Origin of the sequence: Chryseobacterium sp. MMS23-Vi53, from assembly GCF_047651245.1 — a bacterium.
Classification (GTDB): Bacteria; Bacteroidota; Bacteroidia; order Flavobacteriales; family Weeksellaceae; genus Chryseobacterium.
Map to the genome: position 1 here is coordinate 2,599,316 of NZ_CP180265.1, position 16,444 is coordinate 2,615,759.

Genomic DNA, 16,444 nt, shown 5'->3' on the forward strand with positions numbered 1-16,444 from the left:
CTAACTTTTTACTAACAAAATTTGATAGTACTGAAGTGATTTTTCAAAAATTTCTCTTTTCAAAAAAAATCTGAGAAAAGTTATGGAGTAGGGGAGAGCTTAAAAAAATAAAACCCGGAAGATTTTACCGAGTTTTTGATTTTTATTCCAAAAATGCGAAAAATTGACCTTCAGAAATAGGTCAAAATTCGATTTTCTACTTTTTTTCGATAATGTATATCAAACTTGAAAATTCGTTAGAAAAAAGGGCTTTTACATTAGAAATCGTTCCGTAGATCGTTGCTTTTAGCCAAAAAAGAGGAGATTTCTTGTATTTTTCGCTCAACATGGAGATATAATATGAATCTAAAACCAATGGTTTGATCTTTCTCATTTTCCAATTTGGTTTCTTAGAAATAAGATTTTCCATTCCGTTTTTAGAAAAATGATAAATGTGTCTTGGTACATCGTAAGCTGCCCAATATTCTTTATAATGTTTTGCATCGTAAGAAGTGGGGTTGGGAACGGCGATAATTAATAATCCTTTTTCTTTTAATTTACGATTAAAAATTTCAAGCATCTCATCCTGATTTTCCACATGCTCGAAAACATGCCATAGTGTAATTGCATCAAGACTTTTATCTTTAATAGAATTGATATTATCTAAAATTGTTGCTTTTGAAATTTTACTTTGTGCAGCTTTTCTTGCATCTGCATCAGGTTCAAAACCGAAAGTTTTAAAATCATTTTCTATATATTTTACAAATTCTCCTGCACCACAACCATAATCCAAAACTCTTGAGCCTTTTTTTATTCTGTCCAAAAGAATTGTTTTTTTATACTGTAAATTGAAAGATTGTAAAAATTTGTAAAGCTTTTCTTTTAAACTTCCAGAATCCTGATGATGGGAAATATAATCTTCGCTTTCATAATATTTAGAAATATTTGATGGAATAGGGGAGGTCTTGAAAACTCCTTTTGTTTCTGTTTCTTTGATTTCAAATATTTCTTGAGAAAGAAAATGATCTTTTATTTTCATTTAATTTGTTTCTTTTAAATTAAAAATTAAGATATTCAGAGTTTATTATAAGCTCATAAATACCTTAATTTTTACTTTTATTTTAAGAATGTTTCACGTGAAACATTTTCAATTTATCTTCCTAAATAGACTAATAAAACGTTGATATCCGCAGGCGAAACCCCACTGATTCTTCCAGCCTGAGCAATCGTTTTTGGTCTTACATTAGACATCTTTTGTTTCGCTTCCGCGGAAAGACTTGATATTTTAGTATAATCGAAATCTTCCGGAATCTTAATGTTTTCTAGGCGGTTCAGCTTAGCAACGTTTTCTTTTTCCTTTTCAATATAGCCTCTATACTTGATATTTACTTCAGCTTGTTCTCTTACTTCGTCGTCAAATTTCGAAGAAACTTCATTAATAAAGTCTATTCCATCAAGTTTTTCAAGTGTCATATTTGGTCTTGTAAGAATCTGTGCCGCTCTGTAAGCCTGATCTACAGGGCTACTTTCAATGGTTTCCAAAATAGGATTTATTACTCCCGGCTTTAAAGAAGTTTCTCGAAGAAAGTTCTCAAGTTCCTCACTTTTAGCTACTTTCTCGTTTACTCTTTGTAATCTGTCTTCTTTTGCTAAACCTAGATCAAAAGCCTTTTGAGTTAATCTGATATCTGCATTATCCTGTCTTAAAAGAAGTCTGTATTCTGCTCTAGAAGTGAACATTCTGTAAGGTTCTTCTGTTCCTTTTGTGATTAAATCATCAATTAAAACTCCTATATATGCTTCGTCTCTGTTAAGGATAAATTCATCCTTTTCTTTAACTTTATTGTGAGCATTAATTCCAGCAATTAAACCTTGTCCAGCTGCTTCTTCATAACCGGTTGTGCCGTTAATTTGCCCTGCAAAGTATAAATTATCTATGATTTTTGTCTCTAAGGTATGCTTCAATTGAGTAGGAGGGAAGTAGTCATACTCAATAGCATAGCCTGGGCGGAATACTTTTACGTTTTCAAATCCCGGAATATGTTTCATTGCTTTGATCTGAACATCTTCCGGAAGAGAAGAACTGAATCCGTTAACATAGATTTCTACGGTCTTCCAACCTTCGGGTTCTACAAATAATTGATGTCTGTTTCTCTCTGCAAAACGGTTGATTTTATCCTCAATACTTGGACAATATCTTGGGCCTAAACTTTGAATTGTGCCATTAAACATTGGGCTTCTGTCGAAACCTTCACGTAAAATATCGTGTACAATTTCGTTTGTATAAACGATATGACAACTTAATTGTTTGGTTAATTTAGGTGTATCTAAATAGCTGAATTTTTGAGGATTTTCATCTCCTTTTTGTTCTTCCATTTTAGAGTAATCAAGGCTTCTTCCATCTACTCTCGGTGGAGTACCGGTCTTCATTCTTCCTGCTTCGAAACCTAAAGAAACTAACTGTTCAGTGATGCCGAAAGCTCTTGGTTCGCCCATTCTTCCTCCTCCCAATTGCTTGTCTCCAACATGGATCAAACCATTTAGGAAAGTTCCATTTGTAAGAACTACAGATTTGGATCTTATCTCGATTCCTAATGAAGTTACGACTCCTGCAACCTTACCATTTTCGATAATAAGCTGCTTTACCATATCCTGAAAGAAGTCAAGATTTGGAGTGTTTTCTAATGCTAAACGCCATTCTTCTGCGAAAAGCATTCTGTCATTTTGTGTTCTTGGCGACCACATTGCAGGACCTTTTGAAAGGTTCAGCATCTTGAATTGAATAGCCGATTTATCTGCTACAATTCCTGAATATCCTCCCATTGCATCGATCTCTCTTACGATCTGTCCTTTTGCGATTCCACCCATCGCGGGGTTGCAGCTCATCTGTCCGATGGTCTGCATGTTCATTGTAACGAGCAGAGTTTTCGAACCCAGATTTGCAGCTGCAGCTGCAGCCTCACATCCTGCGTGACCGGCACCCACTACGATTACATCATATATTTCTGAAATCATTTTTTTATTGCTTGTTTTAAGCCTTAAATTTTATTCTTTTTTACAAATGTTTCACGTGAAACATTCTTTAAATTAACAAGTCTAAATCGCTTGTTTTGTGTCTTGTTTTAGCCCCGATCGCAGCATTTGTCTGAGCTCGTTTTCTTTTTGAAAAAAAGAAAACAGCGAGTGCGGAGAGCGGGAAATAGCTCCTAAAAAAATAGAGATTTAGAGGTTTTGAAATGATTTATTTCTCTGTCTCTGAATCTCCAAATTCTTTATTTGTATTTTGCTAAATAATGATCTTCTTTATTTCGCATCAACTTTTCTTCGTCCTCGGTTTTATCCTTATATCCTGAAAGATGAAGAATGCCATGAGCTAAAACTCGTCTTAATTCTTCTTCATAATCTTTGGATAGAGTAGAAGCGTTATCGGAAATCCGCTGCAAAGATACAAAAATCTCTCCGCTTATCGTCTTTCCTTTTACATAGTCAAATGTAATAATGTCAGTATAGTAATCGTGCTGCAAATAATCTTGGTTTACCTTCAACAAATATTCATCGTCGCAGAATATATAATTGATCTCGCCAAGCTTTTTTCCTTCTGAAAGAATAATATCTTCCAGCCATTTTTTGTATTCTGTATTTACCGTTTCTGGTAAGTTTTCGTAAAAGAATTGTATCATTGTTTTAATTAAAACCAGTGTCCTAAAATAACACTGAATATGCCTTTTTGATTATTTTTAAGAGAATGACTGAAATTGATTTTTATTTGTCCGAACGGAGATTTGTAACCAATATTCAATCCTACTGAGCTGTAATTTAATTTTACTGCATCTTCAAAAGTAATATCGTCGGAAAGATTTGCAAAAGAGAAATTTCCGCTTACAAAATAATTTTTGTTGAATTTGAATTGAAGATCATTTGAAATTAACACCACGTTATTCGTCGCTAATTGTCCAAAGTAAAATCCTGAGAAACTTCTGAAATTAAGAATATTTTGTTCGAAAATTCCACCCAATCTGTATTGATAAAATTGAGGTAGGTTTTCTCCCAGAGTTATTCCTCCATACAAATTAAGTCGATATGAGAATTGTTTTGTTAATGGAATATTGATTCTTATATCTGCTTTTATTTGAACTAATCTTTTTTTAACTTCAGATTTCATTAAATCGATAACTTTTCCTTCCGCATTGATATAGATTCCGCGTGTAGGGAAGTCCTTGTCGTTTTGAGTGTCGCTTTTTAAGAATACATAAGGATTCAAAAATCGGCTTACTCGCTGGTTTGTTCCATTGGCTTCAGCTTTGAAGTAATCGTGGCTTATTCCGCCTCCTACGGCGAATTTATCCTTCCAAATGGATTGGATGTAGGCTTCGTTGCGCAACCATTCCCATTTGTCTATTTCATTGTTGTTTATGTCTTTTAAATTAAAGCTCATTCCAGATGAATATAATCCAAATCCAGGAATGTAACCGTTATCAATAAAATAGTTTAAGTAATATCTCGGTTTATCCCCCACAATAACATCTAACGAGAGATTTGAGTTTCTGAATAAAAGTCTTTTTGCTGAATAATTAACCAGTAATCCGGTTTTGAAAATTTCGTCGTAATGAAGTCCGAATTTTAAAAAATGTCTTGCATCATCTTCGGTGACATAAAGCTTGAGATAATTGGCGTCGTTTTCCGGAATAATATCGTAGTTGATAAATTTGTAATTGTTGGTGGCAACAAGTTTGTCGATTCTTTTATTAATGCTTCCATAGGTTTGAAGAGAGGGTAGGCGCAATCCCATTTTCCCGAGAACATAGTTTTTACCGTAAATTCTGCCGCCTTCTATCGAAACACTGTCTATTTTATAGACGTTGGAATATATTGGATTTACACGCTGTCTAAGACGATCAAAAGGTCGCTTCGGAAGTTCGTCCAGTATTTTGGAGTATTTTAAACCTTCTGCGTAGCCACTGTCCAGAATTTTTTTCTTATCATCGTAGCTGGTGGCGGTCATACCTTTTAGATTGGGTTTGATATTAATATCCGTATATCTGTATTGTCTTCTTGTATCTTTTTTAATACCAAAATCAATAACCTGATTCAAAATAGCAATAATATTTCCTAGATCTTCTCTGCTTGATAAGTCTTGATTTAAATCGACTCCAATTACTATATCAATCCCCTTATCTTTTAAAGGTTTTGAAGGATAATTTACACTCATTGCTCCGTCGATATAAATACTGTCTCCAATTTTCACAGGATCCATCAACGAAGGAAATGCTGAACTCGCCATAATAGATTGTACCAAATCTCCTTTTTCAAAGATTTGCATATTTCCACTTTCAAGGTTGGTAGCAACACACATGAAGGGAATAGGGAGTTTAGAAAAGTCGTCTACATTAGAGACATTTTTGAAAAGTTCTTTTAGAAGATATACATTTTTCTGTCCCGAACTAATGGAAGAAGGAAGTGTGATTTTTCCGTTTTTTAAAGGAATGGATAAAAGATATTTATCAACCGATTTATTGTAAAAAGAAGTTTCCTGACGTTTGGCTTTTGGATCAAGAATTAATGAATAAAAATCTGTATCCATTACAATCTTCTCAATTTCCTTTCCGGAATATCCTGAAGCATACAATCCACCAACTATGGCTCCCATACTTGTCCCGGCAATATAATCTACCTTTACTCCCAAGGAATCCAATACTTTAAGAACTCCTACGTGAGAAAATCCTTTAGCTCCTCCACCAGCAAGCGAAAGTCCGATTCTTGGATTTTTAGGAATCACAAGATCTTTCTTCACTTGAGATTGAATCAAAAGCAGTTGAAATACAAATAATAGGATCAGGAGCTTTCTCATAGGCTAATCTTTTACATAAATCCGTTTCACGCGAGGTGAAATAGAGGTTAGAACTTCATAGGTTATTGTTTTGCAGTAATCCGCGAATTCTTTTAGGCTTGGTTTGGCATTAAAAACAGTCACGGTGTCGCCTTCTTTCACGTTTGGAACATTGTCTACATTGATCATCATCATATCCATACAAATGCTTCCCACAATCGGAGCGAGAGTTTTATTGATTCCTACATTTCCGATTTGGTTTCCAATCAATCTTGGAATTCCGTCTGCATATCCAACAGGAATCGTTGCTATTTTTGTTTTGTGGTCTGTTCTGAATCTACGGCTGTAACCAACGGATTCTCCGTTATCAACCATAGATATTTGTGAAATTACGGTTTTAAAACTTACAACAGATCGTAATTGTTTCTGTATTTCACTATTTGGTGATTCTCCTAACATTCCGATACCAATTCGCACCATGTCATATTGATGATCGGTGTATGCTGTAATTCCAGATGAATTCAGAATATGTCGGATAGGAGTGTAGCCCAATTTTTCTATTAAATAGCTTGAATTTTTTTCAAAAGTTTTTAACTGATTTAAAGTAAATTCTTTCTCAGTCGGCATATCTGAAGACGAAAGATGGCTGAAAATACTTTGAACTTTCAGATTTAAATTATTTAAAGTCTGGCTTAGTTGATCCAATTCATATTCCTTAAAACCAAGACGATGCATTCCCGTCTCCAATTTTATATGAACAGGATATTCTTTATCATAACCGGATTTTTGAACAGCCTGATAAAATAGTTCTAAAACCCTGAAACTGTAAATTTCCGGTTCTAAATTATATTCAATCACTGTTTCGTAACTGTGTTGTTCTGGATTCATAACAACGATAGGAACGGTAATTCCTTTTTTTCGAAGCTCAACGCCTTCATCAACAAAAGCAACTCCAAGATAATCAATATGGTGATGCTGTAAAAACTCTGAAATCTCATAACTTCCTAATCCATAAGAATTTGCTTTCACCATTGCCATCATTTTTGTGGTTGGTTTCAGTAAAGATTTATGATAATTGATGTTATGAAGAATCGCATTTAAATTAATTTCTAAAACCGTATCATGTTTTCTGAGCTCAAGAATATCTTTTAATCTTTCGATCTCAAATTTCCTTGCTCCTTTTAGCAGAATAATCTGATTTTCGAGTTCAGTATGATGTTTGCTATCAATTAATTCCTGAGTATTAATAAAAGTAAAAGTTTTAGCTTTAAATAATTCACTAAATTTTGATATTTCATCTCCGATTAAAAATAAAGAATCAAATTTTTGTTCGTTCACCAAATCCGAAACTTCTTCATACAATTCTTTTGAATTTGAATTCACGCCGACAATATCAGTCAAGACCAAAGATTTCTTCGGCTTATTATATTCATTCAAAAATTGAAGAGCTGTTTTTAGTGAATCAAGGTCGAGATTGAAAGAATCGTTAATCACAATATTATTCTTAATTCCTTCGATGGCTTCAAGCCTCATTTCAACGGCCTTCAGAGCGTTGATTTTTTCGACGATCTTTTTATTTTCGACTCCTAACTCCTTTAAGACCGTTACAAGAGCCAAAGCATTGGTTAACGTCGCTTCGTCTCTTTGATGAACGGGAAAAGATATTTTTTCGTCGAAATATTGTACAACAACATCTTCGTTTTTCGAAATATTGTTTTTAAAGTAAACCTGGTTATAATCTTTGAAACCGTAAGAGATTAATTTTTTATCAGAATATAATTCTCTTATTTTTTTATCAACTGATAAGTTGTCACCATTGAAAATTATAACTTCAGAATCTTTGAAGAGTTTAATTTTTTCATCAATCAATTCTTCCTCCGATTTGAAGTTCGCAAGATGAGCAGTTCCGATATGAGTCAACAAACCGATTTGCGGATGGAAAATAGTTGAGAGTTTATCCATTTCGTTCGGTCTGGAAATTCCCACTTCAAAAATTCCCAGTTTGTGAGAATCGTTTATTTGAAGCAAAGAAAGCGGAAGTCCAATTTGTGAATTGAAACTTTTCGGACTTTTTACAGTAGGGAATTCATTCCAAAGACATTGATACAACCATTCTTTTAAAATAGTTTTACCGTTACTTCCCGTAATTCCGATCGATTTTAAATTTGAATTTTCGAAATGATATTTTGCTAATTTTTGAAGAAATTCCACAGAATTTTCAACAATAATCCATGTAATATTTTCAAAATGAGGATATTGATGTTCAGAAATAATTACGTTAATACCTCTATCAATCGCAGCCTCAATGAATTTTTCTCCAGAATTTTTATGAGTATTAATTGCAATAAACGCGGTGTTTTTGGTAGAATAAATAATTCTGCTGTCGAAAGCAATGTTTTTAATCATTAAACTATCGTCTCCAATAACAGCTGCATTGGTGATATTTGCAATTTGATTTACTGTGTAATTCATTGGTACCCTTTCTGCTTTATTTTTTTAGCCTTCTTTGGCTTTTAAGCTAATTTAATTATTTTTTTTATTCAAAACTTCATCCACAAAAACTCTTCGGCTTACTGCGTCATAAGATTCTGTCTCTCCGAGTTCTACAAGATCTTTTCCCGAAGAAGTTCTCATCGAATAGTTAGCAAGATTTCCGGTTCTTCTGCAAATGGCGTGCACTTTTGTTACATATTCTGCAGTCGCCATCAGATTGGGCATTGGTCCGAAAGGTCTTCCCAAAAAGTCCATATCGAGACCGGCAATCACCACTCGGACTCCGTTGTTAGCTAATTGATTGGCGATATCAACAATACTTTCATCGAAAAACTGAGCTTCATCGATGGCAACAACATCGCAATTGGAAGCCAGTAAAAGAATTTCACTGGGATTTTCCACCGCTGTGCTTCGGATTTTATTTTGATTGTGAGAAACAACGTCCTCTTCCGAATATCTTGTATCCAGTTTTGGTTTAAAAATTTCCACATTTTGCCCCGCCATTTCTGCTCTTCTCAGCCTTCGGATCAACTCTTCGGTTTTTCCGGAAAACATTGAGCCACAAATAACTTCCATCCAACCGCTTTGTTTGGAATGATTAATTGTATTTTCTAAAAACATTTGTTAAATTAGCCGTATATTTCAACATCAAAAGTAAGCAATTTTAACAAGATTCTTATATGCAGAACATCCAAGATTTAAAGGAAAAGATTTTTTTTGAATCCAAGAATATCATTGGTATTTTGGATAAAATAAGCAATGTAGACGAATTATTGTCCAAGCAAGATCTTGTAGACGAGCTTGCTAACAGGATTTCATTTCTTCGTTTGCTCGAAAAAAACATTGAGTATTTCGGAAATGAAAATATTTCGTCGGTTTCAGAGAATAAAGAAAATTTTTCTCAGGTAATTTCTTTAACGGAACTTCATGATTTAACGCACGAAGTGACAGAAGAGGAAGCGATTTTTAATAATAAATTGAATGAAATCGATGAAAATGAGACCGATTCTTTCTCCGGCGAAGTCACTGAAGAAGAGGCAATTTTCAATAATCAATTAAATGAGATTGTTGAGGGTGAACTTCACGAAACTTTAGTTAATTTTGCAGAAGAAAATTCAGAACCGGAAATCATTGAAAATTCAACAACGAAAATTCAGAATGATGTAACGGAAGAAGAAGCTATTTTCAATAATCAATTGAATGAAATTGATGAAAACGAACCTTCGGATTACGGTGGAAGTACATTGAATTTTGTTGATGAAGAAAGAATTTTAGCAGATTCTGAACCTGAAAATGATGATGACATTCATGAAGGAATGTTTAATGAAGAAACAACGGAAGAAGAAGCGATTTTTAATAATCAGTTAAATGAAATTGATGAATTTGAAAATCAGGTTTCGGATAACGACGGAGGTGAATTGAATGATTTTGATGAAGAGGAAAAAATTCAGGATAATTTTGAATCTGAAGTAAAAAATGAAGATTCAAAAGAAGCAATTCCAAGTATTTTTGATACTGAAATTTTAGAAGATGAAGAAGAAATCTTGGTTGAAGAAGTGGAAGAACAGTATGTAAGTTCCAATATTTCGATGGAACAAGGAGAAATGGCGACCGACACTTCTAATGTTGATAATATTCTAGCAGAAATAAAACATGATGCTACCATTGAAGAAAAACAAGAGCAGACAATTTTAGCTGAAATCAACGACAGAAGAAAGATTGTTGAGATTAATAAACCTCAAATCGAGAAAGAAAATCACCCTTCGGATGAGAGCTTCGAAAATCTAGAGAAATATCATCAGGAGAAAAAGATAAAACTGGCCAATATCAAAGGGATGAAAGCGGTTCAGTCATTGTTTGACGACGATCATCTTGAAAGAGAAATGCCAACAGAAAAACCAGTTCCCGTTGAGAAAAAAGAAGATACGGGAAGTATTTTAAAAACCAATATTCCAACCGATTTTATGGAAGCGGAAAAGCCAAAACCTGAGTTTAGACTAGACTTGAACGACAGGATTGCCTTTACTAAAACCTTATTCGGAGGAAGCCAGTCTGAGCTGAATGAAGTTGTTGGTCATCTCAATAGTTTCAGGACTTTGGAAGAGGCGAAAGAATATTTGAGCGACCTTTATTACAACAAAAAATGGAGTAAAGTAGATGAATACGCTCAGAGACTTTGGATATTGGTGGAGAACAAATTTTTATAAATTAAATTTTGAGCGGAATCCTTTATTTTGTTCCTACACCGATCGGGAACTTGGAAGACATGACTTTCAGAGCGGTAAATGTTTTGAAAGAGGTTGATTATATTTTATGTGAAGACACAAGAACTTCCGGAATTCTTTTGAAGCATTTCGAGATTTCTAAGCCTTTAAAATCTTATCATCTGCATAATGAGCATCAGCAAACGGAAAAGGTGATTACGGATCTTAAAAACGGTCAGAATATCGCCATCATTACCGATGCAGGAACTCCCGGAATTTCAGATCCGGGTTATTTGCTTGGAAAAGCAGGTGCAGACAATAATATCGATATGATTTGTTTGCCCGGAGCAACGGCGTTTGTTCCGGCACTGGTGGTTTCTGGATTGCCGAATAATGAGTTTCTTTTTGCCGGATTTTTACCTCAAAAAAAGGGCAGACAAACGAAACTGAAGCAATTGGCAGAAGAAAGAAAGACCATCGTTTTATACGAAAGTCCGCATAAAATAAATACAACTTTGGAACAGATAAAAGAGTTCTTTGGTGAAGAAACAAAAGTGAGTCTCAGCAGAGAAATTTCAAAGAAATTTGAGGAAACTAAACGCGGGACTATCAATGAATTAATTGAATTCTCAAAAAGCAAAACTTTAAAAGGTGAGATTGTGCTCATCGTAAATAATTCTATTTAGTTGAAAAAAATAATTTTCGTGCTGTTTTCATCTGTTTGCCTTGGACAGACGGATCAGTACAAACAGATACTTTTATCAAAAAAACTGGGCAAAGAGGTGCGTTCCTATTCCAAAGGTTACGGAATGATTACCTACGCCAAAACCGGAAAAACAGCAATCGTAGATTCTTTAGGCAATATTACTTTTGATTATCCTTCTAAAAGCGAAATTTCTCAGATTTGGAAAAATCGATTTATTTTAAAGGTAAAATCAGGAAATTCTAACGGAAAAACAGCTTTAATTGACGAAAAAGGGAAAGAATTGCTCCCTTTAGATAATTTTAAATTCAGGACTTGGGAAAATAAAAACAGAATGATCTATTCCAAACAGGGAAAAGATTGTGTGTATGATTTTAATGGAAAAGAGATTATTTCGGGTTCAGATAAAATAGAATTTGGAAGCGAGAGTAGATTTTTCGTTAAAAAAAATGGAGTTTGGTTGATTTATGATTTTAATGGAAAACAGGTTTCAGACAGAGAATTCACAGAAGATTTGCGTTTTTACAAAGGCAGAACGTATCTTATAAAAGGTGAAAAATCTGGGGAAGTTATCGATAATAATGGAAAAACCTTAAGCACGATTTCTAATCATAACGTAGACAATATCAATGCGTTTCCTTATTTAGTGACGCTTGATACTTCTAAAAGTAAATATGGAATTATTGATGAAAAGGAAAATGTTTTAGCAGACGAAATTTTCGAACAGGCTTTTGTGGGAAGAGAATATATTTATCTTACAAAAGAAGATAAAGTAAGCATATTTTCAAAGAAAGAAGGGAAGGTGTATGATCTTGATTATCATTATGTAAACCCACTTTTTAATGGTTTGTTTAAAACCTCTCAGGACAGCAAAGAACTGAAAGCTGCCGTTATTAAATTGAACGGGGAAGTTGTCTTTCCAAAAGAATATGACAGAATAGAAGGCTTGAATATTGACGGTGAAAAATATCTTTATTTAAGAAAAGAGGATCAGGAAAAACTGGTTGACAAAGATTTAAAAACTGTTTTAGACGAAGATTATTCAATAGAGAAAATATTTCCAAACAGTCTGATTGTCAGTAAAAATGATGTTTTCTATAAATTTATTCCAAAAGACAAAAAATATACAGAACTGAAGAATTTTATTTCCATTAAACCTCTTGATATGTATCCTGCATTGGTCGGAGCCAACAGCGAAGGTCTTTACGGAATGCTCGATGAGCAGGGAAATGAAATCGTTCCTTTTGTATACGATGATATTTTTACTTTCTTAGGCGAAAATGAGTTTGTTGTTAAAAGAGGAAATAAATTTGGAGTAAGCAATCATGAAGGAGAACCTTTAGCAGAAGTGATTTACGATAAATATACTACCGACAGAAAAGGCATTAAACTTATAAAAGGGAAAGATTCCGAATATATTAATTTTACTGAACAAAAGGTAAATTAATCCCTAATTTGTCATTGCACATGACAAAAAACAGTCATAAAATTTTATTAAAATAGTGATTTAAAATGCATTGAATAGCATTTTATAATATCTTTGCGCACCGTTTAATTTTAACAAAATTAAATATATTATCTTAGCCAACTTTTCAAAAAGCTAGGAACTTATAAAAGAAATAATTGTCATAAATATGAAACTATTAGAAGGAAAAGTAGCGCTAATCACGGGAGCTACAAGAGGAATCGGTAAAGGAATCGCTGAAGTTTTCGCTCAACAAGGGGCAAAAGTAGCGTTCACCTATGCCGGATCTGTAGACAAAGCGAAGGAATTAGAAGCGACTTTGAGTTCTGTAACTCACATTAAAGGTTACCAATCTGATGCATCAGATTACGATGCAGCTCAAAAATTAGTAGATGACGTGATCGCTGAATTCGGTAAGATCGATATCTTGGTAAACAACGCGGGAATCACAAAAGATAACCTTCTGTTGAGAATGTCTAAAGACGATTGGGACGCAATTATTAAAGTAAATTTAGATTCTGTATTCAACCTTACAAAAGCGGTTATTAAACCGATGATGAAGGCTAAATCGGGATCTATCATCAATATGAGTTCTGTAGTTGGAATAAAAGGAAATGCAGGACAGGCAAATTATGCGGCTTCTAAAGCAGGTGTAATTGGATTTACAAAGTCTGTAGCACTTGAATTAGGTTCGAGAAACATCCGTTGCAACGTAGTGGCTCCAGGATTTATCGAAACTGAAATGACGGCTGTTCTAGACGAAAAAACAGTTCAGGGCTGGAGAGACGGAATTCCATTGAAAAGAGGCGGACAGCCGAATGATATTGCAAATGCTTGTGTATTCTTCGGAAGCGATATGTCGGCGTACGTGACAGGTCAGACTTTGAATGTTGATGGAGGAATGTTGATGTCTTAAGAAAAATTCAAACTAAGATTATAAATGAAAATCCGTCTCATTGACGGATTTTTTTATGTTTTTTCTTTTAAAATTTTATCATAAATCGATTTCACCTGAAGATCTCCAAAACCCAACATTGCAAATTTCTTCTGAAACTTTTCAAAGATTAAATTAAAATCTTTTGTTCCGTTTTCTACTAAATTTTTAATGAAAACTTCAAAATGATTGTTCAAATAAACCTCAATAACTTCATCCAAAAAATGAAAACAATCTGATTGATTTTTAGAAAGTTGTTTTAATTGATTTCTATCTTTACTTTGATAAGCTTTCCAAAGTTGTAAAGCCAAATCAATATCATTTTCTTTAAATAAAATCCTAGCTTGTAAAGCTTCTTCCAAGTCGGAATTTGTGGAAACAGAAAAACCTTTCCAATGATCTTTTTCTGATGTTTTTGGAAAAATTCTGTACAATTTTAAACGCTTATTTTTTGAAAGTAAAGAAATACAAAACCACATATTTGCCAGACAAAATAGATCATCTTCAAACCAAAGATTGACTTGCGATTCGTCCGGGATATTTAAAATCATTTCAAATTCAGGAAAGGTTTTATCAAAATAATCGCTTGCTTCAACATGATATTCTTTTGCAATAAATTCAGATCTCATTTTCCAGAAAACATTTAGATTTTCAGCAAATAAAGGTCCGATAACTAAAGCTTCCTTACAAACAATCATCGCGCCGCCAATCGTTGTTTCCTTCAACTGATCGGCGAGACAATCGCCATTTAGTATGTTAAAAATTTGATTCAATTATTAATCTTTAAAAACCTGATTTTCTTGCTCCTGTACTCTGATAAATGTCGTTCTTTTTGACAATTCTTTCAATTTCGAAGCACCAACATATGTACAAGTGGAACGGACACCTCCTAAAATGTCTTTTACTGTATCTGATACAGAGCCTTTGTAAGCAACTTTCACTGTTTTTCCTTCAGAGGCACGATATTCTGCGACACCTCCTGAGTGTTTATCCATCGCTGTCTTGGAACTCATTCCGTAAAAAAGTTTAAACTTTTTACCACCTTCTTCTACCATTTCGCCGCCGCTTTCGTCATGACCGGCAAACATTCCTCCCAACATCACAAAATCTGCACCGCCACCAAAAGCTTTGGCAACATCTCCCGGAACTTTACAGCCACCGTCTGCAATGATATGTCCGCCCAAACCATGCGCTGCATCGGCACATTCTATAATCGCGGAAAGTTGGGGATATCCGACTCCAGTTTTCACCCGTGTCGTACAAACGGAACCGGGACCGATTCCAACCTTGATGATGTCTGCGCCTACCAAAAGGAGTTCTTCAACCATTTCTCCGGTTACCACATTCCCTGCGATAATAATTTTATCTGGAAAATTGGCTCTTGCTTTCTTCACAAATTCGACAAAATGCTCGGAATAACCATTGGCTACATCGATGCAGAGAAACTCGATTTTTGGGTGCAATTCGAGGATCGTTTTTATTTTTTCTTCATCCGCTTTTCCCGTTCCGGTGCTTAAAGCAATATATTGATGAATACTTTCGGGTTGGGAATTCAAAAACTCATTCCATTCTTGAATGGTGTAATGCTTATGAATCGCTGTGATGATTTTATCTTTTGCCAATTCTATCGCCATTTCGAAAGTCCCGACTGTATCCATATTGGCTGCAATTATGGGAGTTCCTTTCCATTTCTTTTGGGTATGCTTAAAGGTAAATTCTCTTTCTAAATCAACTTCTGAACGGGATTTTAATGTTGAACGTTTCGGACGGAACATTACATCCTTAAAACCCAGTTTTATATCATATTCTATTCTCATAATTTGGAAAACTATTTTAATTAAATTTAGTGAAAAGATTGTTAGAAAAGTTAAAAGAAATGATTTTAAGAAATATTTAAAAGAAAATAGAGATGCTATAGATTACTCAAATGATTATAAAAAAAGATTTCATAAATAAATGCCACGAATGTACGAATAGATTATCGAAAATAGTTTATTGCAGGTTTAGCTAAAAAATTCGTGAATTCGGGGCAAAAAATATCAATACTTTCGCATTATAATTTGAAATGTTATATTTTTGAAACTATGGATTTTCCGGTTACTTTTCACATTTTTGGTAAAACAATTCTTGCGCATCCGCTTTTTGAAGCGGCAGGAATTTTTATCGGGATGCGTTATTATTTTTATTTAAAAAGAAAATCGAAGGAGAAAATGTCTTTCAATACTTCGGCTGCCATATTAATTGGCGCAACAGCGGGAGCATTAATTGGCTCTAAATTGATTGGAAACCTAGAAAATCCATATACGCTTTTTGAACATTTCGATCTGAAAAGAATTTGGACAAATAATACAATCGTTGGAGGATTGGCTTTTGGATTGATCGGCGTAGAATTGGCAAAAAAAATTGTCGGACACAGAGAAAGTACTGGAGATTTGATTGTTTATCCTTTGATGTTGGCAATGATTATCGGGAGAATCGGCTGCTTTTTAACCGGAATTCATGAAGAAACGTATGGAATCCCGACCGATTCTGTTTTTGGGATGCATTTGGGAGACCAATATCTGAGACATCCTGTTGCATTGTATGAAATTGCTTTCTTAATTATTTTATGGATTATTTTAAAAATGATTCAGAAGAAAAATATATATCCTTCAGGTTTTGTTTTTCAGGTGTTTATGATATGTTATTTCAGTTTTCGGCTGATGTTGGATTTTATTAAACCAAGAATGGAAATTGTAGGTAATTTAGGAACCATACAGCTTGTTTGTATAGCAGTCATTTTTTATTATTTTTTAAAATTGAGAAAAACAAAATTTGTAACTTCACTTTAAAATATTAA

At 34.0% G+C, this 16,444-nt stretch carries 13 protein-coding genes; 5 read left to right on the forward strand and 8 right to left on the reverse strand.

All coding sequences use genetic code 11. The features are described from left to right. Positions 1-196: 196 nt before the first annotated feature. From ACKX2A_RS11535 to ACKX2A_RS11560, 6 genes are all read right to left on the reverse strand, one after another. Positions 197-1,018: a class I SAM-dependent methyltransferase gene (locus tag ACKX2A_RS11535; protein ID WP_415324743.1), complete on the reverse strand. Its 822-nt coding sequence runs from the start codon at positions 1,016-1,018 to the stop codon at positions 197-199. A gap of 113 nt (positions 1,019-1,131) precedes the next feature. Further along, positions 1,132-2,994 carry a tRNA uridine-5-carboxymethylaminomethyl(34) synthesis enzyme MnmG gene (gene mnmG / locus ACKX2A_RS11540; RefSeq protein ID WP_415324745.1) on the reverse strand — a complete coding sequence of 621 codons (1,863 nt, stop codon included), beginning with the start codon at positions 2,992-2,994 and terminating at the stop codon, positions 1,132-1,134. Positions 2,995-3,251: 257 nt separating this feature from the next. Beyond that, positions 3,252-3,659 (reverse strand): rRNA maturation RNase YbeY, encoded by a 408-nt coding sequence (gene ybeY / locus ACKX2A_RS11545; protein ID WP_415324747.1) that lies wholly within the window; start codon positions 3,657-3,659, stop codon positions 3,252-3,254. An 8-nt stretch (positions 3,660-3,667) separates the two neighbouring features. Then, positions 3,668-5,827 (reverse strand): patatin-like phospholipase family protein, encoded by a 2,160-nt coding sequence (locus tag ACKX2A_RS11550; protein ID WP_415324749.1) that lies wholly within the window; start codon positions 5,825-5,827, stop codon positions 3,668-3,670. A 3-nt stretch (positions 5,828-5,830) separates the two neighbouring features. After that, on the reverse strand, positions 5,831-8,278 hold the full coding sequence (locus tag ACKX2A_RS11555; protein WP_415324751.1) for a bifunctional UDP-N-acetylmuramoyl-tripeptide:D-alanyl-D-alanine ligase/alanine racemase: 2,448 nt from the start codon (positions 8,276-8,278) through the stop codon (positions 5,831-5,833). A 51-nt stretch (positions 8,279-8,329) separates the two neighbouring features. Next, the gene (locus ACKX2A_RS11560) at positions 8,330-8,920 is read right to left on the reverse strand and encodes a thymidine kinase (RefSeq protein ID WP_415324752.1); all 591 of its coding nucleotides are present in this window, start codon (positions 8,918-8,920) and stop codon (positions 8,330-8,332) included. A 59-nt stretch (positions 8,921-8,979) separates the two neighbouring features. Between ACKX2A_RS11560 and ACKX2A_RS11565 the strand changes: the two genes are divergently transcribed. From ACKX2A_RS11565 to fabG, 4 genes are all read left to right on the forward strand, one after another. Beyond that, positions 8,980-10,506 carry a hypothetical protein gene (locus ACKX2A_RS11565; RefSeq protein WP_415324754.1) on the forward strand — a complete coding sequence of 509 codons (1,527 nt, stop codon included), beginning with the start codon at positions 8,980-8,982 and terminating at the stop codon, positions 10,504-10,506. An 8-nt stretch (positions 10,507-10,514) separates the two neighbouring features. Beyond that, a complete protein-coding gene (gene rsmI, locus ACKX2A_RS11570) occupies positions 10,515-11,189 on the forward strand; it encodes a 16S rRNA (cytidine(1402)-2'-O)-methyltransferase (protein ID WP_415324756.1) in 675 nt (224 codons plus the stop codon). Between the two features lie 18 nt (positions 11,190-11,207). After that, the gene (locus ACKX2A_RS11575) at positions 11,208-12,653 is read left to right on the forward strand and encodes a WG repeat-containing protein (protein ID WP_415324757.1); all 1,446 of its coding nucleotides are present in this window, start codon (positions 11,208-11,210) and stop codon (positions 12,651-12,653) included. Between the two features lie 187 nt (positions 12,654-12,840). After that, complete coding sequence (gene fabG / locus ACKX2A_RS11580; RefSeq protein WP_415324759.1) at positions 12,841-13,587, forward strand: 3-oxoacyl-[acyl-carrier-protein] reductase; 747 nt, start codon at positions 12,841-12,843, stop codon at positions 13,585-13,587. Positions 13,588-13,640: 53 nt separating this feature from the next. On the opposite strand, the gene ACKX2A_RS11585 is transcribed toward fabG, so the two are convergent. Together ACKX2A_RS11585 and ACKX2A_RS11590 are read right to left on the reverse strand one after the other, a co-directional pair. Then, a complete protein-coding gene (locus ACKX2A_RS11585) occupies positions 13,641-14,378 on the reverse strand; it encodes a DUF1835 domain-containing protein (RefSeq protein ID WP_415324761.1) in 738 nt (245 codons plus the stop codon). Between the two features lie 3 nt (positions 14,379-14,381). Further along, positions 14,382-15,422: a GMP reductase gene (locus tag ACKX2A_RS11590; RefSeq protein ID WP_415324762.1), complete on the reverse strand. Its 1,041-nt coding sequence runs from the start codon at positions 15,420-15,422 to the stop codon at positions 14,382-14,384. Positions 15,423-15,689: 267 nt separating this feature from the next. Here ACKX2A_RS11590 and ACKX2A_RS11595 point away from each other — a divergent pair, with 267 nt between their 5' ends. Then, positions 15,690-16,436, forward strand: coding sequence for a prolipoprotein diacylglyceryl transferase (locus ACKX2A_RS11595; RefSeq protein WP_415324764.1), 747 nt, complete (start codon positions 15,690-15,692; stop codon positions 16,434-16,436). The last annotated feature ends 8 nt before the right edge of the window (positions 16,437-16,444 follow it).

Bases quoted from the DNA above. Each gene is read 5' to 3' on its own strand.
- ACKX2A_RS11535 (WP_415324743.1), bottom strand. From the start codon at position 1,018: ATGAAAATAAAAGATCATTTTCTTTCTCAAGAAATATTTGAAATCAAA.
- fabG (WP_415324759.1), top strand. From the start codon at position 12,841: ATGAAACTATTAGAAGGAAAAGTAGCGCTAATCACGGGAGCTACAAGA.
- ACKX2A_RS11565 (WP_415324754.1), top strand. From the start codon at position 8,980: ATGCAGAACATCCAAGATTTAAAGGAAAAGATTTTTTTTGAATCCAAG.
- ACKX2A_RS11595 (WP_415324764.1), top strand. From the start codon at position 15,690: ATGGATTTTCCGGTTACTTTTCACATTTTTGGTAAAACAATTCTTGCG.
- ACKX2A_RS11590 (WP_415324762.1), bottom strand. From the start codon at position 15,422: ATGAGAATAGAATATGATATAAAACTGGGTTTTAAGGATGTAATGTTC.
- ACKX2A_RS11550 (WP_415324749.1), bottom strand. From the start codon at position 5,827: ATGAGAAAGCTCCTGATCCTATTATTTGTATTTCAACTGCTTTTGATT.
- ACKX2A_RS11560 (WP_415324752.1), bottom strand. From the start codon at position 8,920: ATGTTTTTAGAAAATACAATTAATCATTCCAAACAAAGCGGTTGGATG.
- mnmG (WP_415324745.1), bottom strand. From the start codon at position 2,994: ATGATTTCAGAAATATATGATGTAATCGTAGTGGGTGCCGGTCACGCA.
- ybeY (WP_415324747.1), bottom strand. From the start codon at position 3,659: ATGATACAATTCTTTTACGAAAACTTACCAGAAACGGTAAATACAGAA.
- ACKX2A_RS11555 (WP_415324751.1), bottom strand. From the start codon at position 8,278: ATGAATTACACAGTAAATCAAATTGCAAATATCACCAATGCAGCTGTT.